At 69.4% G+C, this 18,431-nt stretch carries 17 protein-coding genes and 1 tRNA gene; 4 read left to right on the forward strand and 14 right to left on the reverse strand.

Annotated elements, in window-relative coordinates:
• Window position 1 precedes the first annotated feature (1 nt).
• The 8 genes from IPN03_04230 to IPN03_04265 all read right to left on the reverse strand — a co-directional run bounded on the left by IPN03_04230 (window position 2) and on the right by IPN03_04265 (window position 8,328).
• On the reverse strand, window positions 2–748 hold the full coding sequence (locus IPN03_04230; protein MBK9372937.1) for a 50S ribosomal protein L25: 747 nt from the start codon (window positions 746–748) through the stop codon (window positions 2–4).
• A gap of 178 nt (window positions 749–926) precedes the next feature.
• A complete protein-coding gene (locus tag IPN03_04235) occupies window positions 927–1,883 on the reverse strand; it encodes a ribose-phosphate pyrophosphokinase (GenBank protein MBK9372938.1) in 957 nt (318 codons plus the stop codon).
• A gap of 13 nt (window positions 1,884–1,896) precedes the next feature.
• Window positions 1,897–1,971, reverse strand: a tRNA-Gln gene (locus tag IPN03_04240).
• 15 nt (window positions 1,972–1,986) lie between these two features.
• Window positions 1,987–2,853: a 4-(cytidine 5'-diphospho)-2-C-methyl-D-erythritol kinase gene (locus tag IPN03_04245; protein ID MBK9372939.1), complete on the reverse strand. Its 867-nt coding sequence runs from the start codon at window positions 2,851–2,853 to the stop codon at window positions 1,987–1,989.
• Window positions 2,850–3,497 carry a hypothetical protein gene (locus IPN03_04250; protein MBK9372940.1) on the reverse strand — a complete coding sequence of 216 codons (648 nt, stop codon included), beginning with the start codon at window positions 3,495–3,497 and terminating at the stop codon, window positions 2,850–2,852. Before IPN03_04250 ends, IPN03_04245 begins: the two co-directional genes overlap by 4 nt.
• Window positions 3,494–5,443 (reverse strand): tetratricopeptide repeat protein, encoded by a 1,950-nt coding sequence (locus IPN03_04255; protein ID MBK9372941.1) that lies wholly within the window; start codon window positions 5,441–5,443, stop codon window positions 3,494–3,496. The genes IPN03_04250 and IPN03_04255 overlap by 4 nt, the downstream gene beginning before the upstream one ends.
• Before the next feature lie 139 nt (window positions 5,444–5,582).
• Window positions 5,583–7,283 (reverse strand): methylmalonyl-CoA mutase family protein, encoded by a 1,701-nt coding sequence (locus IPN03_04260; GenBank protein MBK9372942.1) that lies wholly within the window; start codon window positions 7,281–7,283, stop codon window positions 5,583–5,585.
• A 115-nt stretch (window positions 7,284–7,398) separates the two neighbouring features.
• Window positions 7,399–8,328: a pseudouridine-5'-phosphate glycosidase gene (locus IPN03_04265; GenBank protein MBK9372943.1), complete on the reverse strand. Its 930-nt coding sequence runs from the start codon at window positions 8,326–8,328 to the stop codon at window positions 7,399–7,401.
• Window positions 8,329–8,457: 129 nt separating this feature from the next.
• On the opposite strand from IPN03_04265, the gene lipA reads away from it, so the two are divergent.
• On the forward strand, window positions 8,458–9,399 hold the full coding sequence (gene lipA, locus IPN03_04270) for a lipoyl synthase (protein MBK9372944.1): 942 nt from the start codon (window positions 8,458–8,460) through the stop codon (window positions 9,397–9,399).
• Window positions 9,400–9,411: 12 nt separating this feature from the next.
• Here the strand turns inward: lipA and IPN03_04275 are convergent, their stop codons facing one another.
• Window positions 9,412–9,645, reverse strand: coding sequence for a ferredoxin (locus IPN03_04275; GenBank protein MBK9372945.1), 234 nt, complete (start codon window positions 9,643–9,645; stop codon window positions 9,412–9,414).
• Window positions 9,646–9,660: 15 nt separating this feature from the next.
• Between IPN03_04275 and IPN03_04280 the strand changes: the two genes are divergently transcribed.
• Window positions 9,661–10,020 carry a cytochrome c gene (locus IPN03_04280; protein ID MBK9372946.1) on the forward strand — a complete coding sequence of 120 codons (360 nt, stop codon included), beginning with the start codon at window positions 9,661–9,663 and terminating at the stop codon, window positions 10,018–10,020.
• Window positions 10,020–10,676 (forward strand): LON peptidase substrate-binding domain-containing protein, encoded by a 657-nt coding sequence (locus IPN03_04285; GenBank protein ID MBK9372947.1) that lies wholly within the window; start codon window positions 10,020–10,022, stop codon window positions 10,674–10,676. The genes IPN03_04280 and IPN03_04285 overlap by 1 nt, the downstream gene beginning before the upstream one ends.
• A 25-nt stretch (window positions 10,677–10,701) precedes the next feature.
• Here the strand turns inward: IPN03_04285 and IPN03_04290 are convergent, their stop codons facing one another.
• The gene (locus IPN03_04290; GenBank protein ID MBK9372948.1) at window positions 10,702–12,204 is read right to left on the reverse strand and encodes an AAA family ATPase; all 1,503 of its coding nucleotides are present in this window, start codon (window positions 12,202–12,204) and stop codon (window positions 10,702–10,704) included.
• Window positions 12,205–12,235: 31 nt separating this feature from the next.
• Here IPN03_04290 and IPN03_04295 point away from each other — a divergent pair, with 31 nt between their 5' ends.
• Window positions 12,236–13,720, forward strand: coding sequence for a pentapeptide repeat-containing protein (locus tag IPN03_04295; protein ID MBK9372949.1), 1,485 nt, complete (start codon window positions 12,236–12,238; stop codon window positions 13,718–13,720).
• 65 nt (window positions 13,721–13,785) lie between these two features.
• Here the strand turns inward: IPN03_04295 and IPN03_04300 are convergent, their stop codons facing one another.
• Genes IPN03_04300 through IPN03_04315 form a run of 4 tightly spaced genes read right to left on the reverse strand, consistent with a single transcriptional unit; the run spans window position 13,786 to window position 18,410 of the window.
• Window positions 13,786–15,219 carry a DUF4340 domain-containing protein gene (locus IPN03_04300; protein ID MBK9372950.1) on the reverse strand — a complete coding sequence of 478 codons (1,434 nt, stop codon included), beginning with the start codon at window positions 15,217–15,219 and terminating at the stop codon, window positions 13,786–13,788.
• 10 nt (window positions 15,220–15,229) lie between these two features.
• A complete protein-coding gene (locus IPN03_04305; GenBank protein ID MBK9372951.1) occupies window positions 15,230–16,669 on the reverse strand; it encodes a GldG family protein in 1,440 nt (479 codons plus the stop codon).
• A complete protein-coding gene (locus tag IPN03_04310) occupies window positions 16,669–17,406 on the reverse strand; it encodes an ABC transporter permease (GenBank protein MBK9372952.1) in 738 nt (245 codons plus the stop codon). The genes IPN03_04305 and IPN03_04310 overlap by 1 nt, the downstream gene beginning before the upstream one ends.
• The gene (locus IPN03_04315; protein ID MBK9372953.1) at window positions 17,403–18,410 is read right to left on the reverse strand and encodes an ABC transporter ATP-binding protein; all 1,008 of its coding nucleotides are present in this window, start codon (window positions 18,408–18,410) and stop codon (window positions 17,403–17,405) included. Before IPN03_04315 ends, IPN03_04310 begins: the two co-directional genes overlap by 4 nt.
• Between the last annotated feature and the right edge of the window lie 21 nt (window positions 18,411–18,431).

Genomic DNA, 18,431 nt, shown 5'->3' on the forward strand with positions numbered 1-18,431 from the left:
CCTACTTCTTCCCCTTCTTCTCCGCGGCCTTCGGAGCGCCGGCCGCAGGAGCGGCCGCCTTCGCGGCACCAGCCTTCGGTGCGGCGCCCTTGGCCCCTTCCTCTTCCTTCTTGCCCTTCTTCGCGACCTCGGGCTCGGCCGTTGCAGCGGCAGCCTCGGCACCTTCCGCCACCTCGGCGCGCGGCATGACGACGTGCGCCAGGACCCGGTCCGTGTCGCCGAGGACCCGGAGCTTGTCGCCGAGGTTCAGGTCGGCCACCCGGAGCACGTCGCCAGCCCCGAGGGCGGAGACGTCGACCGGGATCGACGCGGGGATGTCGGCCGGAAGGCACTCGATCTCGAGCTCGCGGGTGACGACGTCGAGGGTCCCGCCGAGCTTGACCCCGGCGGCGATCCCGACCGCCTCGACGCCGACCTTCATCTTCATCTTCTTGTCGAGAAGGATCCGGAGGAAGTCGACGTGGATGAGCTCGCGCCGGAGCGGGCTGAGGGTGACGTCACGCACCATGACGTGCCGCTTCTCTTCCGTCCCCTTGAGCTGGAGGAGAAAGACGACGTTCTGGTGGATCCCCTTGCGGAAGAGGCCGAGGAGCGACTTCCGGGGAACGCTGAGCGGCATTGACTCCATGCCGGCTCCCCCGCCGTAGAGAACGGCCGGGATGAGGTCCTTCTCGCGCAGCCGGTTGCAGGCGTTCTTGCCCGTCTCGCTCCGGCGCTCGACCTCGATGATGACGTTTTCCTGGAGCATGGGGTGTTCCTTTCTTCGGGCGGACGGTCCGGCAGTGCCCGGGCGTCCGGTCCGACGCAGAGCCGAGGATTCTACACGAGCGGCCCGAATCGCCATTTCGCGGCGGGGGTCCGGGGGCGCGCCCCGGCGCGACCTCTCCGCCGAGGGGCCCGGGGGCGGACCGGGTCCCCCGGAAAGCTCAGACGAAGAGCGACGAGACCGAGGTCCCCTCGTGGATCCTGTGAATCGCCTCGCCCAGGAGCGGACCGATCGACAGGGGCGTCAGGACCGGGCAGCGGGCCACCTTCTCGTCGATCGGGAGCGAATTCGAGCAGAAGACCCGCTCGATGGAGCTGGCGTTCAGGCGGTCGATCGCGGGGCCCGAGAGGACGGCGTGAACGCAGCCCGAGAAGACCCGCTCGGCACCGGCCTCTTTCAGCGCGGCCACGGTGTTGATGAGGGTCCCGGCGGTGTCGATGATGTCGTCGACGATCAGGACGTTCTGGCCTTTCACGTCGCCGATGACGTTCATGACCTCGACCTCGTTCTTGGCCTTCCGCCGCTTGTCGACGATGGCGAGGGAGACCCCGAGGCGCTTGGCGAAGGCGCGGGCCCGCTCGACGCCCCCGGCGTCGGGGGAGACGACCGTGAGCGGGTCGAGCTTGGCGTCCCGGATGGCGTCGAGGAGGACGGCCGACGCGAAGAGGTGGTCGACCGGGATGTCGAAGTAGCCCTGGATCTGCGCCGCGTGGAGGTCGACGGCGAGGACGCGATCGGCCCCGGCGGAGGTCAGGAGGTCGGCGACGAGCTTGGCGGTGATCGGGACGCGGGGCTTGTCCTTGCGGTCCTGCCGGGCGTAGCCGTAGTACGGCAGGACGGCCGTCACCCGCGACGCCGAGGACCGCTTGAACGCGTCGAGCATGATGAGGAGCTCCATCAGGTTCGCGTTCACCGGCGGGCACGTCGGCTGGACGACGAAGACGTCGGCCCCGCGGACGTTCTCCTCGATCTGGCAGTAGTTCTCGCCGTCCGAGAAGTTGTAGAGCGTCACCCGCCCCGCTTCCCGTCCCAGCGCCCGGCAGATCTCACCGGTCAGCGACGGGTGGGCCCGGCCTCCGAAGACCTTCAGCTCTCCGTAAGGAACCCTCAGCGTCATGGCTCTCTCATCCTGGCTGGGGAGGGAGGATTCGAACCTCCGATAGGCGGTTCCAAAGACCGCTGACTTACCACTTGTCGACTCCCCAGCACGGGGCGGGATATTACTCTGACCTGCGGGGTGCGCTCCGGGCGCGGCTTTCCTCGCGCGTCAGCGTCGGGACGACGCGGATCACCGAGCCCGCGGGGAGCCCTTCGAGCCCTCGCGCGGCTTCGGCGGCCGTGGCGACGTCGGGAAAGAGACCGAACACCGTCGAGCCGCTCCCGGAGAGGCGGGCCCGGGCTGCCCCGGCCCTTCCGAGAGCGTCTCTCACGTCGCGCAGCGCCGGGAAGAGAGCCTCGGCCGCCGGCTCGAGATCGTTGCGGTCGGGGTCGTCACCATCCTCGAAGACCCCGCCCCCGAGCCCGTCCCAGGCCCGCGCCCCGAGCCGACCGAAAACGGCCGGCGTGGAGACCGGAAAAGGAGGCATCACGAGGACCACGGCCTGCGGCGGAAAGTCGGAGAGCGGCTCGATCCGCTCTCCACGTCCGAGTCCCCGCGCCGTCCCGCCGTGGAGGAAGAAGGGAACGTCGGAACCGAGCCGGGCTCCCACCTCGGTGAGCAGGTCGAGGGGCAGGTCGAGCTCCCACAGGGCCGAGAGCCCGAGGAGCGTGACGGCGGCGTCGGAGCTCCCGCCCCCGAGACCCCCGCCGGACGGGATCCGCTTCTCGAGCGTTATGGCTGCCTTCGGCCGGGACCCGACCGCCTCCGCGAGCGCGCGCGCCGCGCGCAGGACGAGGTTCTCCGACCCGGACGGTATCGACGGGTCGTCGACGTCGAGCGTCAGGAGGTCGCTTCTCTCGAACGTGAGCCGGTCGGTCAGGCCGACGGCCTGAAAGACCGTGTCGAGCTCGTGGTACCCGTCCGGCCTCTTCCCGAGGACGACGAGCGACCGGTTCACTTTCGCGAACGCCTCCGCGACGAGCCTCATCCCTTCGGAACCTCCTCGCCCTCCGGCCACGCACCGTAGCTTTCGAGCGTCAGCAAGGCCCTGCCCTCGGGCCCCCGGACCTCGATCCGCCTCGGGACACCTGCGCCGGGAGAGATCTCGACGCGCACGTCGCCCGGGAGGGAGAGCCCCGTCACGCCCCCGGGCCTCGAGACGAGGACGGCCCGCCCTTCTCCCGACGGCAGCTTCAGCTCCACCCGATCGCCCTTGACCAGAGCTCCGACTGCCGAGGGCAGCTCTTCGGGGACTCCGAAGAGCGCGGCGAGGACGTCCGTCGCGGCGAGTCGCCCCGGGAAGAGCTGACCCGTATCTCCCTCGCCCGATCTCCGGATGGTTCCGGACCTGGGCGACCCGGCCAGGGGGACGGACGCGCTCCACGTGAGCGTCTCACCATCCCAGAAGAGCGCGAGGTAGCCCCGAATGGACAGGCCCCCGTTCGAAGAGATCTCTCCCCGAAAGAGCGCCTTGAACCGGCGAGGCCCCCACGCCTCGTCGCGGATGGCGAGGACGGTCGCGAACGCGCTCGCCGAGAGTGCGGTGTCCGCCGGAAGCGCGACCGGCCCCGCGGTCCGGCACGAGACGGTGGCCAGAAGCGCGGCCGCGGTGAACGCGGCCGGCAGCCTCACGGGGCCTTCGCGGCGGCGGCGGCCCTCTCGAGCTTGGCGCGAATGGCCGCCCCGCCGTCCTCCGGCTCGAGCGCCAGCGCCCGGGACCAGCGCTCACGCGCTTTCGAGAGGTCTCCGCGCTTCTCTTCCAGGTCCCCGAGGTGATCCTCGATCGTCGGGTCGTCGGGAGAGAGCTTCTTCGCCAGGAGGAGGTGCCTCTCGGCCTCGTCGAGGTTGCCCATCCGGAAGCAGATCCACCCGAGCGAGTCGAGGTACGCCGCATTCGACGGCTCGAGGGCGACGGCCCGCGTCACGAGATCGAGCGCTCTCTCGAGGTTCTCGTTGCGGTCGGCGAACATGTAGCCGAGGTAATTGAGCGCCGCGCCGTGGTCGGGCTTCAGCTCGATGAGCCTCTCGAAGGCCGCGATGGACTCGGGGATCTTCTTCTCGCGCTCGAGCGACGCCGCCTTGCGGAAGAGGAGATCGGGGTCGTCGGGGAACTGCACGAGACCCGCGGAGGCCACCTCGGCCGCACGCCCGTAGTTCTCGAGGCGCTGCCAGACGTCTGCCGCCGCGAGGATGCCCGGCCGCCCCTCCTTCGCGAGCGCCACGAGGATCTCCCCGCCTTCCGCCCGCTCCTTCTCCTTCTCCGAGCGGAGCAGGAACTCCGCGAGGAGGGACCGCACTGCCAGCTCTTTCGGCTCCTTCGCCGAGGCCTCGCGGCAGACCTTCAGACCTTCGGCGGGCTCCTCGGCCTCGCGCGCGACCTGGGTCAGCAGGTTCAGCGCCTGCAGGTTGACCGATCCGTCCTCGTCGAAGAGGTGCGGCCTCACCGCGGCCCTCGCCCGCGCCCAGTCCTTCTTCAGCAGCGCGACATACCCCAGCTGGCCGTCCACGGACGCGACCCCCGCCGCCGGCGCCTTCTGCGCCACGAGGGTCGTCCGCAGGTCACCCAGGACCGTCTCCGCCTCGTCCAGCCGGCGTGCTTCGAGGAAGTTCAGCGCCCGGCGGAAGGAGACGTCGGCATCGTCGGGTTCCAGCCCCTGGAGCTTCTTGAGCAGCTCGTCGGCGCGCGCCGTCTCGAGCCGTTCCGAGAGGAGTGAGGAGTAGTGCCTGAGGGCATCCCGGTTGTCGGGGTCGGCCTCGAGGACCTCCTTGAACATCTTCTCCGCCTCGTCGAGGCGGCGGGCACGAAGGAGCGCGAACCCGTACTGGGCCTTGAGTCCGAGGTTTCCGGGCTGGTCCACCACGAGCTCCGCCAGGAGCGGGAGCGCCTTGTCGAACTTCCGCGTCGTCTGGTAGACGCGCAGGAGTCCGAGCGTGGCGCCGCGATTCCCTTCGTCCTGGCGCAGCACGCCCTGGTAGACCTCCTCGGCCTCCTCCGGCTTCCCGCTCTTCTCGAGGGCTTCACCGTAGAGCAGAGGCAGGATCGGGCCACGTGGGCGGTCCTGGACCCGCGAGAAGACGGCCGCCGCCTCCACGTTTCGATCGATCCTGAGATAGGCCTGCCCCAGCGCGAGGGCGCCAGAAGGCTCCGCCGGCTGCAGGTCGTTCGCTCTCTTCAGGGCTGGGAGCGCGGCCTCGATCCCTTCCTTGTCGCGCGCCTTCGAAAGGAGGATCTGCCCAAGAACCCTGTGTGCGGCCGCGCTCTCGGGGACGAGCTCGACCGCCTTCCGGGCCTGCTGCTCGGCTTCCGGCAGGATGCCGAAGTCCCGAAGAGCCTCGGCGTACTCTCTTCTCAGGTGCCCGTCCTCGGGGTCGAGCTCCACGGCGCGCCGGAACTCCTTGAGGGCCTCCTGGAACTCGCCCTCCGCGGCGAAGAGCCGGGCTCGGAGGAATCTCTCGACCGCGTCGCGGCGCGCGGACTCGACCGGACCGAGCGCCTCGGAACGGACCGGTGGGACGGCGTGGAGCGGCGCGGCGAGGGCCGCGAGCGCGAGGACGACGACAGCGGGACGAAAACTCATGCCGGAGCGGAGGGTAGCAATTCCGGGGCCACTAAGGGAACGGTGCGGGAACCACGGCTCGCCCACTAGAAGATCGCAGGCCTCTCCGGGGGGCTGAGCTTCGCGCGCCCCCCGGACCCCCAAGTGTCCGCTGAAGCCCTCAGAAAATCGCAGGTTCGTTCCACGTGTCGAAGACCTCCCGCATCACGTCGGAGATCTCCCCGACCGTCGCGTAGGCTTTGACCGCCTCGACGAGAGGTGGCATGACGTTCGCGCCGTTCCGGCACGCCTCTCGGAGGGCGTGGAGCGTCGAGAGGACCGCCTTGCCGTCCCGCGTCCTACGCACCTCGTTCAGCTGCGCCACCTGCTCGGCCGCCGTCTGCTCGGAAATCTCGAGCGTTGCGACGCGGTCTTCCGGGACCTCTTCGGTGAAGGCGTTCACGCCGACCATCACCTTGTCCCCGGAATCCAGCCCCCGCTGGAAACGGTAGGCGGCGTCCATGATCTCCTTCTGCGGGAAGCCTGCCTCGATCGCCTCGACCATACCGCCGTAGGCGTCGATCTTCCGGAAGTAGTCGAAGGCGCCTTCCTCCATCCGGTTCGTCGCCTGCTCCACGAAATACGAGCCGCCGAGCGGATCGATCGTGTGCGCGACGCCCGTCTCGTGCATCAGGATCTGCTGCGTCCGCACCGCGACCTTGGCGGCGAACTCGGTCGGGAGGGCGAGCGTCTCGTCGAGAGCGTTCGTGTGGAGCGACTGCGTGCCGCCGAGAACGGCGGCGAGCGCCTGGACCGCGATGCGCGCGACGTTGTTGTAGGGCTGCTGCGCGGTGAGGGAGACGCCGGCCGTCTGCGAGTGGAAGCGCAGCTTCCACGACTCCGGGTTCTTCGCGCCGTACCGGTCCCTCATGACCTTCGCCCAGACCCGCCGTGCCGCGCGGAACTTCGCGATCTCCTCGAAGAAGTCGTTGTGCGCGTTGAAGAAGAACGACAGGCGCGGCGCGAACTCGTCGACCGAGAGGCCGGCGTCGACGCCGTACTTCACGTACTCCATCCCGTCGCGGAGCGTGAACGCGAGCTCCTGCAGGGCCGTCGAGCCCGCCTCGCGGATGTGGTAGCCGGAGATGGAGACGGTGTTCCACTTCGGGACGTGCCTGGCGCAGAACGAGAACTGGTCCGTCACGAGCCGCATCGACGGCCGCGGCGGGAAGATGAACTCCTTCTGCGCGATGTACTCCTTCAGGATGTCGTTCTGGAGCGTCCCCCCCACTTTCGACCAGGGGGTTCCCTGCTTCTCGGCGACGGCGAGGTACATCGCGAGGGCGATCGGCGCCGTGGAGTTGATCGTCATCGACGTCGTCACCGCGCCGAGGTCGATCCCATCGAAGAGCGCCTCGAAGTCGCGGAGCGTGTCGATGGCGACGCCGCACTTGCCCACCTCGCCGGCCGACATCTCGTGGTCGGAGTCGTAGCCGTAGAGCGTCGGGAGGTGGAAGGCGGTCGAGAGGCCCGTCTGCCCGTGCGAGAGGAGGACCTTGAAGCGCTCGTTCGTCTGGCGCGCCGACCCGAAGCCTGCGAACTGCCGGATCGTCCAGGCCCTGCCCCGGTACATCGTCGGCTGGACGCCCCGCGTGTACGGGAACTCGCCCGGGAAGCCGAGGTCCCTCTCGTAGTCGAGGCCGACGACGTCGTCGGGGGTCGCGAGGGGATTCACGTCGGCCGAGGAGACCGTGGTGAAGTCCCGCTTCCAGGCGGGCCGCTTCCCGAAGGCCTCGGCGACCCGGCGTCGCCACTCGTCCTTCGCCCGGGCGATCCTCTCCTCGGCGGCAGTCAGCGGGGCGGCGGTCGTCTCCGTGCTCATGCGGTCACCTCGGCAGGGTCGTCTCGGCGGCGGGGGCCGCCTGGAAAACCCTTGACTTTACCAGCTGGCCTGTCCGGGGCTCTTCCGCCCCGGTCTCGAACCGACACGGGTCGAGTCAGGTGACGGGTCCCGCCTCGGAGAGGGCCGCTGAAATCCGTGCCGCCACGGCGGCGTTCGAGACGACGAGCGCCCGGTTCGCCACGAGAGTCCTCCCACCCGTCTCCTCTGCGAGGCGCGCGAGCAGAAAGGGAGTCACAGCCTTCCCGGCGATTCCGGCCGCCTGCGCCGCCCGGAGGCTCCGATCGATCGCCTCGTCGACGTCCTCCCTCGCGAGCGCCGCCTCCACCGGGACCGGGTTCGCGACGAGGACGCCACCCGCCGAGGGCCAGGCCCAGTGCGCGAGAACGGCCCGGGCGACGTCTCCGGCGTCCTCGCAGCAGGCCTCGAGAGGGAGCCCCGAACCACGGACCCAGAACGCCGGAAAGTCCGCCGTAGCGAATCCGTAGACCGGCACGCCGAGCGTCTCCAGGGCCTCGAGAGTCTTCGGAAGGTCGAGGACCGCCTTGGCTCCCGACGCGACGACGACGACGCGCGTGCGGGATAGCTCGAGGAGATCGGCCGAAACGTCGAAGGTGTCCCTGGCGCCGCGGTGGACCCCTCCGATGCCTCCCGTGGCGAAGACGCGGATTCCGGCGGCCGCGGCGATGGACATCGTCGCAGCGACCGTCGTCGCGCCGCTCTGGCGCCGCGCGGCGAGGAGCCCGAGGTCACGCGTCGTCGCCTTCGTCACCGTGCGCCCCGCCCGCGCGAGGCTCTCTGCCTCGGGGCCGGAGAAACCCGCGCGCGCGCGCCCTTCGACGACGGCGACGAGAGCCGGGACCGCGCCCTCCCGGCGCACGGCCTCTTCCGCAGCCCTGTGGGTCTCCAGGTTCGACGGGAACGGCAGGCCGTGGCAGAGAATCGTCGACTCGAGCGCCACGACGGGCCGCCCGTCGGCAAGCGCCTGCTTCACTTCGGCCGAGAGGGCGACCCTCCCGACGGGCATCGCGGACTTCCGTCCCGGGTCCGGTTCCGATGCGCCGTTCACGTTCCGCTCCTCTCGATTCCCCCGAGGAGGCCCGGGGCGTCTTCGGGGCGTGGGTACCGGAGGCTACACTCCGCCCGCGTGAGCGACCTGCCTCTTCCCCGATTCGTCCCGAGCCCGGAACGGCCCGTCTACGGGGAGACCCCCCGCCCCGACTGGCTGAAGGTGCGGCTCGTCGACAACGACGACACCCGCGGCATCCTCGATCTCGTGAAGCGCAAGCACCTCAACACGGTCTGCCAGGAAGCGCAGTGCCCCAACATCTTCGAGTGCTGGGGACGCGAGCGGACGGCGACGTTCATGCTCATGGGCGACGTCTGCACCCGGCGCTGCGGGTTCTGCGCGGTCACTCAGGGCATCGGCCGCGCTCTCGACCCCCAGGAGCCGCGGCACGTCGCCGAGGCCGTCCGGGAGCTCGGCGTGCGACACGCCGTCATCACGTCGGTGAACCGCGACGAGCTCCCCGACGGCGGTGCGGCCCATTTCGCCGCGACGATCCGCGCCGTCCGGGAGCTGAACCCCGGCGTGACGGTGGAAGTCCTGGTCCCCGATTTCCTGGGGAACGCCGCGGCACTCGAGACGGTCCTGGCGGCGGCGCCCGAAGTCCTGAACCACAACACCGAGACGGTGCCGCGCCTCTACCGCCGGGTCCGGCCCGACGCCGTCTACGAGCGGTCGCTCGAGCTCCTCGCCCGCGCCGCTTCGTGGCGCGACGGGCGCGTTCCTTCGATGCGCGTCAAGAGCGGGATCATGGTGGGGCTCGGGGAAACGCTCGACGAGGTGCTCGAGACCATGCGCGGCATCCGGGCCGCGGGGACCGACGTCCTCACCATCGGACAGTACCTTCAGCCGCACGCCAGGAGGCTGCCCGTGGAACGTTGGTGGACGCCGGCAGAGTTCGCGGGACTGCGCGAAGAGGGGCTGTCCATGGGATTCGCCGTGGTGGAAGCAGGCCCGCTCGTCCGCTCGAGCTACCACGCCCGGGCGGCGCTCGGCGCCGAAGGGGGCGGCGAAGCCGCCGCCCCGCTCTGAAGATGGGCGGCGCTACTCCCCGTCGTTCCCGATCGCCTCGACCGGGCAGGAGTCCATGGCCTCCTGGCACTGCGCCTCTTCTTCGGGCGTCTCGGCCTGCTTGGTCACGAAGGAGTAACCCTTCTCTTCCTCCCGGCCGAAGTTGTTCGGAGCGGTCACCCGGCAGACGTCACAGTCGATGCACTGCGTATCGACGTAGAACTTTCCGGGAGCGTTGTCGCTGTAACGGTCGTCCTTGTTCGCCATGGCCGAAAAGATAGCATGAGGAACGCGCTCCGGATGGCCTCTCTCTCGATCGTCCTGTCGACGGGCGTCCTCCCCGCCTGCGCGCCCGAGCCCGTCCCCGGCGCCCGGCTCTGGCGGAAGAAGTGCTCGGCCTGTCACGGCCCCGACGGCGCCGGCCGAACCCGCTTCGCCGAAGGGCGCCCGTTCGCCGACCTGACCGACGGCCGCTGGAAGCACGGCCCCGACAGGGATTCCCTCCGCCGGCTCGTGGCCGATGGCGACCCGGCCAGCACGATGCCCCCCTTCGCGGGCCGGCTGACCCCCGCGGAGATCGACGCCGTCGTCGACCACGCCCTGACGCTCGCAGCCGCCGGTCCCCCGGAAGCGAAGCCGTGATGCGCCTTCTCCCCCTCTTCCCCCTCGACGCCGTGCTCCTCCCGCAGACCCACCTTCCGTTCCACGTCTTCGAGCCCCGCTACCGGACGATGCTCGCCCACGCCCTGGCCGGTGAACGCCTGATCGGGCTCCACACGCTCGACCCCCAGGCCCCGCCGCTGCCCGATGGCGCGCCGGCGCTTCTTCCGTTCGGCTGCGCCGGGGAGATCGTCGAGCACGAGGCGCTTCCGGACGGTCGCTCGAACATCGTCCTGCGCGGCGCTTTCAGATACCGCCTCGGGAGGGAGAGACCGGGCCGGGTCTACCGCCTCGCGGAGGTCGAAGAGGCGCCGATCCAGCCCCTCCCGCAGGGACGGGAGGGAGGCCCGGGACGACGCGACCTCAGGAAGCTCCTCGCCCTGGCCGTGGAGCGGCTCGCCGTCTCGGTCGGCCGGACGGAGGCGCGCCACCTTCCGGGGAGCCTCTCCGACGAGGGGCTCGTCAACGAGGCCGCCAGCCGCCTCGGCCTCGGCTCGGACGACCGCTACGCCCTGCTCGGCATGGACGCCCTCGGAGACCGGTACGCCTGGGTCCTCGACCACGTCCGGAGCCTGCAGATGCGCGTCGACCTCCTCTCCCCGTTCCGCCGGGGGGAGATCGACCCCCGCTGGAACTGACACCCGAGAAGTCCGCCGGCAGCCCTCAGGTCGCGCTGTCGCGCGACGCCGAGACCGCCCGATTGTGGGCCCAGCTCTTGATCGCCTTGATCTGCTCGTCCATCGTCCGCGAGAGCGCGACCGTGTTGGTGATCACCCGCGACACGTCGTTCTCCGTGACCGCTCGCTTCTCGTTGTAGGCCTCGATCGCCGCCGACTGGACCATCGCCTCGATCTCCGCCCCGTTGAAACCCTTCGTCGCCTTGGCCAGGAAGACGGCATCGAACTGCCCGAGGTCGGCGTTCTGCTTCTTCAGGTGGACCGTGAAGATGGCCTTCCGTTCCGTTTCGTTCGGCAGGTCGAGGAAGAAGACCTGGTCGAACCGCCCCTTTCGGATGAACTCCGCCGGGAGGAGGTGGATCCGGTTCGCGGTCGCGGCGACGAAGACGAGCGCCTCCTTCTCCTGCATCCAGGTCAGGAACGTCGAGAAGATCCGGCCGAGGGCCGGGTCACCGCCCCCCGCTTCGCGGCCGCCCGTGATGGCCATCTCGATCTCGTCGATCCAGAGGACCGCCGGCGCGAGCCCCTCGACGGTCTTCAGCGCCCTGTGGAAGCTCGCCTCCGGATTCGAGGTCCCGAAAACGAGGTTCATGTCGAGGCGGAAGAGAGGGAGGTTCCAGAGGGCCGGGATCGCCTTGACCGAGAGGGACTTTCCGCAGCCCGACATCCCCATCATCAGGAGCCCCTTCGGGACCGGCAGTCCCGCCTCGGCCGCCTCCCTCGTGAAGAGGTGCTGCCTCTTGCGGAGCCAGTCCTTGAGGTTCTCGAGCCCGCCGATGTCGTCGAGCGTGAAACGGGGAGACACGTACTCGAGGACTCCCGCCTTGCGCGACGCCTGCTCCTTCTCTGCGAGGAGCTCGTCGAAGGTCGCCTCGTCGAACCTCGGTGTCCGGGCGAAGACCTTCGCAAAGACATGCTCCAGCTCGTCGAGCGTCTGGCCGCGGAGGACCGTGACCACCCGGTCGGCATCGACGGGCGAGAGCCCCCCCTCGCCGAGGTACCTCTTCCCGAGGATGCTGACCGCGTTCCTCACCTCCGCCTCGTCCGGCAGGTCGTAGTCGACGATGAAGACTTCCTTGTTCAGGTCCTCCGGCAGGAGGAGGCGCGGCGAGACCATGACGACGAACTTCCCTTTTCCCTTGAGCTGCCGGTAGGCGTCCCGGAGCTTTCGGACGACGTCGGGCCGGTCCTGGAGGAGGGAGGGGAGGTCCTTCATCAGGAAGAAACCGGGGCCGCTCGCCTGGAGGACGACGTCCAGGGCACGGAGCGGGTCCCGGGTGTCGGCCGGGGCGTCCGGGAGCCCTGTCCAGCCGTCGACGCACGTCCAGACGGCGAACGCCACGGGCTTTTCGTAGAACTTCTGGGCGAGAACCGACAAGGCCCGCTCGACGCGGCCCTCTTCCCACGACTGGACGTAGAGGAGGGGGTAGGAGCCGAGGAGGGCGCGGCGGATCCTCTCGGCCCCGCGGACGGGAACTGTGGCGCTCATGGAAGGATTCTAGACGTTAGACTCTCCCGCTATGGCGAGCACCGAGCACCTCGAGGTGCTGAAGTCCCCCGACTGGAACCAGTGGCGTGCCGGGCATCCCGGGATCACGCCCGACCTGACCGACATCTCCCTCGTCGAGCTCGACCTCTCGGGCCGGGACCTCTCGGGCGCCGACCTCTCGCGCTCGAAGCTCGACGGATCGAAGCTCGACGGCGCGAGCCTCGCCCGCGCCCACCTGCTGGGGACGTCCCTTCGCAGCACGAGCCTCCTTCGTGCGGACCTGTCCGACACCGACCTCGAGTACCAGACGCTCGACAAGGTGCAGCTCGTCGGGGCGTGCCTCAAGGGGGTGAACCTCAAGAACGCCTCGGTCCGCGAGGCGAACCTCACCGCGTGCGACCTCTCGGGTGCCAAGCTCGAGGGAACGACGTTCACGGGTACCGTCTTTTCCTTCGGCCGGCTCGTTGCGGCGAACTTCCGGGGCGTCACCATCGACGGCTGCGTCTTCGAGGAGTGCGACCTCTCGCAGGCCGTCTTCGACGGCGTCACCTACCAGCGGGGCCGGTTCGACAAGTCGACCCTGACGCTGGCGTTCTTTCGCGACGCCAAGCTCGCGGGTACGAGCTTCAAGGGAGTGAAGGGGCAGCGCATCACGTTCCGGGGCGCCAACCTCACGGGTGCCGATTTCGGCGGGGCCGACCTCGCGTCCTCGGACTTCGAGAGGGTCATCGCCCAGGCCGCCGATTTCTCCGACACCAATCTCAAGAAGGCCTGCTTCAAGGGAGCCGACCTGAGGCGCTCGATCCTCCTCGGGGCCGTCCTCGAGGAGACGGACCTGACACAGGCGAACCTCGAGAAGCTCGACCTCAGGACGCCGAAGCTGAAGTTCCCGAACTTCACGGGCGCGAAGCTCACCGAGGCCATCGGCATCGGCGCGAACCTGCGCGGAGGGAACTACACGGAGGCGGACCTCTCCCGCGCCGACCTGACCGAGGCGAACCTCGAGGGCGGCGTCTTCCAGCGCGCCCATCTCGACGGCGCTACCCTTCGACGGGCGAACCTGAAGCGGGCCCGGATGACGGGGGTCATGGCACCCGCTGCCGATTTCTCCGGGACGAACCTCGTCGGGGCCGAGTGTCAGGAAGCCGACTTCTCCGGAGCCGATTTCCGCTTCTCGAACCTCGTCGGTGCAGTCCTCGAAGGGTCGCTCTTCAAGGGGGCGAACGTCTCCCACGCCGATTTCTCCGAGGCGAAGCTCGGCGGGTCGAGCTTCGTCGGAGCGAAGGGCGAGGGGGCGAAGTTCACCGGCCAGCTGGGCCTGCGGCTCGTCCTGGCGGCCGGCTCCCTCCTGAGCTCGTCGAAGAAGAAGGTCGACAAGGTCGAGGACCGAAAGGAGCTCGAGAGAAAGGCGCGCGTCGCGCAACTCGAGCGGCAGGCCTCCGAACGCGACCGTTCCGTCGCGACGCGCCCGCCCAGGTCCGGCGAGGACGACGGGTCGCCGGGGCAGAAATCCTGACGGTCGCGGGAGGCTCTTCCCGCCCTCCGGGAGCCTGACGAGCCAAGGTCGCCGCGATGCGGCTCCTACCGGGGCTGCGCCTTCAGGGGAGCCTCCGGTCCCTCCGCGGGAAGGCTCGCCGGGGCCGTGGCCTCGGGCGCCTGCGCCGCCGAGGCGGTCTTCAGGCGGCTCGCCAGGGAACGGAGGTCGTCCCAGACGAGGGCGTCGACGACGAGGGTATCGCCACGGCCGGAGACCTGGACGGCGACGAGCTTGTCGGGTTCGAGCTCCTTCGGGACGAAGAAGACCGCCCGGACCGGCTCCTTCGCCTTCTCGAGGAGGACCTCCACCGCGCCCGCCGGGACCGGCGCCTTTCGGCGAACCGTCGCCAGACCGATCGAAGCCAGATCCTTTGCCGGCACGAACCGGCGGACCTCGGCCCTGGAAACCCGCTCGATCACGTCGTCCGCGAACCGGCCCTCGACCTCGCGCCCGGCCGAACGCCACGTGCCCTCGATCTTCTCGGCTCCTGCCCGGAGCGCACCGCTCTCGAAGACGACGCGGCTCACGAGCCACGGGTCGAGAGGGAGGAGCCTCACCTCGCGAAAGGCCGAGAGCTCCTTGCCGAGACTCTCCTGTGCGCGGTCGTCGACGACCATGACGACCCCGTCGCGGCTCGCGAAGAGCTTTCCGGCGGCATCCGCCCTCGCGGCTCCGAAGGCGAGCCGGGAGACGACCTCGCTCCCCTTCTCGAGGACGACTTCGGCCGTCGGCGGCGCGAGGCCTATCCGTGACATGTCTGCCGGCCCGACGGCCGGGAACTCGGTGGCGCGTACCCCGGCGAGATCGGCGAGGAGCTGGTCGACGAAGGACCTGGATGCGAGGTCGCTCACCGGCTGCTCGAGCCTCCAGCCTCCGGATCCGTCGCGGACCGCCACGACCCGGTTCGGGCCCCTGGCGACGGTGATCCGCGTGACGTCGGCCGTCGGGACGTCGACGAGGCTCCTGGAGCGGTACTCGTCGTAAGGCTTCGTCAGCTGGGCGATCGGGGCGAACTTCACGGACCCCAGCCGCCCCCCCTCGACGGCCGCGGTCGCGTCGGCGCCCGGGATCGCCTCCCCGAAGAGGATGGTCCGCGAGGAGCCGTCCTTGAGCTTCACCGTGACCTTCGCCTTCGGCGCGTCGAGCCCGAATTCCTTCGGATCGAAGCTCGACCGCGTCTCGCCGAGAAGGTCGAGACGCGCGAGGTCGGACACGAGTCCGTCCGCGGTCACCGCGTCGGCGGCGCCCCCCTTCGGCCCCTCGAGGATCCAGCGTCCGCCCTTCCTGACCAGGGTCACCGGCTGCTGGTCGGGACGCTCGACGGAGAGGCCCTCGAAGTCTTTCACGTCGAGGTCGAGAAATCGCTTCTGCGTCCTCGCCTTCTCTTCCGAGGTCGGCTGGTGCCGCTCCCAGAAGACGACGAAGGCGAGCAGCGCGAGGAAGACGGCGGTCAGGATCAGGAGCTTCCGAGTCGACATGGCGCGTTCCTCAGCGGCGCCTCTTGAACCAGACCACGATGCCGAGCCCGATCGCACAGGCGGGCAGAATGAGGAGGACGAAGAGGGTGATGCGGGCGATGTCGCCCCTCGAAAGGACGACGGCGACCTGGTCGGTGGATCTGGGCGGGATCGAGACCAGCGTCTCCCTCTCGAGCAGCCAGTTCACCGCCGAGGTGACGAGGTAGAGGTTCGCGGCGTTGGCGATGCCACCCGTCGAGGCGAAGTCGGCGTCGCCCATGGCCACCAGCCGGGTCTTTCTCCCGGTACCGGCCTCGACGGCGACCGCCAGCGGCACCGGACCGGCGACGTCCCTGTCGTCCTTCTCGACCTTCGTCTCGAGATCGGCGAGATTCGTCTCGCCCCAGCCCTCCGCCGAAGTCTCGATGACGACCTGGGCCGTGACACCCTCCGGGCTCGGCTCGACGACGCCGACGGACCGGGCGACCGGAAAGACGACCGGGAGCCCTTCGAGGAGCTTCGTGACCGTATGGCTGCGGAAGCTCCGCGCGACGACGGTCTCCGGCCCCATCAGGGGCAGGGCGTTCTTCGGGTCGACGACGATGTCGTCGCCGAGGCGGACGCCGTAGGCGTCGAGGACGGGCCCCAGCCCGAGGGCGGCCATCCGGTTCCCGGCTCCAGGAGCGAACTCCGGGTCGAGAAGGAGGAGCGCCCGCCCGCCGTCCGCGAGGTACGCCTTCAGGGCGTCGGTCTCGGGAAAGGTGAAGCCGGTCCGCGGTCCGGCGATGACGACGAGGTCGGTCTTGTCGGGGACCTTCTGGTCGACGAGGCTGTCCCACTCCTCCACGGAGCAGTTGTCCTGCTTCAGGGCCTCGACGAGCCGCTCGAGCCCCTCCCGCGAACGCCCGGCGACCGGGCGCTCGCCGTGACCCTTCGTGAAGACGACTCTCGGGCTCTTCTCCTGCGTCACGGTCAGGATCGCCGCCGTGAACTCCTGCTCGCCCTTGAACGCCTTCAGGGCGGGCTCGCCCCCCATCTGGGCGCGCTGGAAGTCGAACTCGGCGAGCTGCTCGAGGGAGACGGACTTCTTCTTCTCCCCCGAGCGGAAGACCACGGAGAGCTGCATGACCCCCGTCTCTTTCAGGAATGCCTGCGCGCGGGCCGGGTTCCGCTCGGGATTGAGGGTCTCGACGGTGACGAGCGGCGAGGCCGCCTGGTAGCGCCGGAGCAGCTCCTGGGTCTCGGCGTAGAGCGGCGATCCCTCGGTCATGAAGACCGTCACCGCGACGGGCTGCCTCAGCGCTTTCAGCACCTGGGTCGACTTCTCGGACAGCGTGTAGAGGCCGGAGCTCGTCCAGTCGAGCCTCCGGTAGTGGCGGGCACCGATCCAGTTGACGAGGCCCAGTATCCCGATGCCGAGGAGGATCGCGAGCCCGAGGTTGATGCGTGAGGCCGTCTTTCCCTCGCTCACTATTTCCCCTTGTTTCCCTTCAGGACCCTGGCGGCCAGGAGAAGGAAGAAGACGACGGAGGAGACGACGTAGACGATCCGGCGCGTGTCGACGATGCCGCGCGCGAAGTCGTCCATGTGCTCGATCAGGTTGAGGTAGGAGAGAGCCTCCTTCAGGTTCGGGTCCGTGGCGAGCTCCCGGAAGATCCCGGCGAGGAAGATGGCGAGGATCATCACGAAGCTGACGATCGCCGCGATGATCTGGTTCTTCGTCAGCGACGAGGCGAAGGTCCCCGCCGCGATGAAGAGCGCGCCGAAGAGGGCGATTCCGAGGTAGCCCGAGGCGATGGGGCCGAAGTCGATCCTCCCGTACCGCGAGAGAGCGACCGGGTAGAGAACCGTCGGCAGCCACAGGAAGAGGAAGAAGGTGAAGCCGCCGAGAAACTTCCCCGTCACGACGGTTCCCTCGCCCACCGGGGCCGTCAGGAGCGCCTCGATGGAGCCCGACTTGCGCTCCTCTGCGATCAGGCGCATGGCCACGATCGAAGAGATGAGCATCATGAAGATCCAGTAGAAGACGTTCTTGAAGAAGAGGGCCATCAGCTCCTGCCGCGACGTCTCCGGGCTGTTGAGCGACAGGAGGATCGCGTAGAAGACGTATCCGTTGATGAAGAGGAACGCCGTCAGGACGACGTAGGCCAGGGGAGAGAAGAAGTACGCGAGGAATTCGCGCTTGAGGATCGCCAGGAGCGCCTTCACGACCGGCCCTCCTCGCGGGACTCGCTCTCCTCGACGGCGGCGGGCAGATCCTCGGACCTCTCGGCCGCCTCGGCGTCCCGGGTCGCGAGGAGCCGGACGAAGACGTCCTCGAGGGTCGCCTGCCGGGGGAAGAGCTCGAGGACCGTCCAGCCGCGGGCGACGCACTCGCGGAAGACGCTCTCGCGCAGGTCGGCCCCGCGGTCCGCCTCCAGGAGAACCCGCGTCTCGCCCCCGGCGCCGATCCGCGCGGCGCGGACGACCCCCGGCAGCTGGCGGAGGATCCCGTCGGCGTCGGGGATCTCGCCCTTGAGGCCTACGGCCAGGCCCGGCGCCTGCGTCAGCTGCTGGCGGAGCGTCTCCGGAGTGCCGGTGGCGACGATCTTTCCCCGGTCGATGATGACCACGCGGTCGCAGACGAGCTCCACCTCGGGGAGGATGTGGGTCGAGAGGAGGATCGTGTGGTCTTTCCGGAGGTCGCGGATCAGCTCGCGGACCTTGACGATCTGCCTCGGGTCGAGGCCGACCGTCGGCTCGTCCAGAATGAGGACCTGCGGGCCGTGGACGAGCGCCGCCGCGAGGCCGACGCGCTGCCGATAGCCCTTGGAGAGGTTGCCGATCGGCTTCCCTGCCACGTCGTCGACGAAGCAGGTGGAAAGGGCTTCCTCGACCCTGGCCTTCGTTTCCCGCCGTGGAACGCCGCAGAGCTCGGCGCGGAACTTCACGTACTCCCGGACCCGCATCTCCGGGTAGAGGGCGAGGGTCTCCGGGAGATATCCGATCCGGGCCCTCGCCTCCCTGGGCCTGGCGGCGGCATCGATTCCGTCGACGGTCACCTTTCCCGAGCCCGGCTCGAGAAACCCGGTGATCATCCGCATCGTCGTGGTCTTCCCGGCACCGTTCGGACCGAGAAAGCCCAGGATCTCCCCGCTCTCGACCCGGAACGACACGTCGTCGACGGCCACCGTTCCGTAGAACGACTTGCGGAGCGCTTCAACCTCAAGCATCGTCGTGCAGTCCCTCCGCGG

This window comes from Holophagales bacterium (assembly GCA_016719485.1).
Lineage (GTDB): Bacteria > Acidobacteriota > Thermoanaerobaculia > UBA5066 > UBA5066 > UBA5066.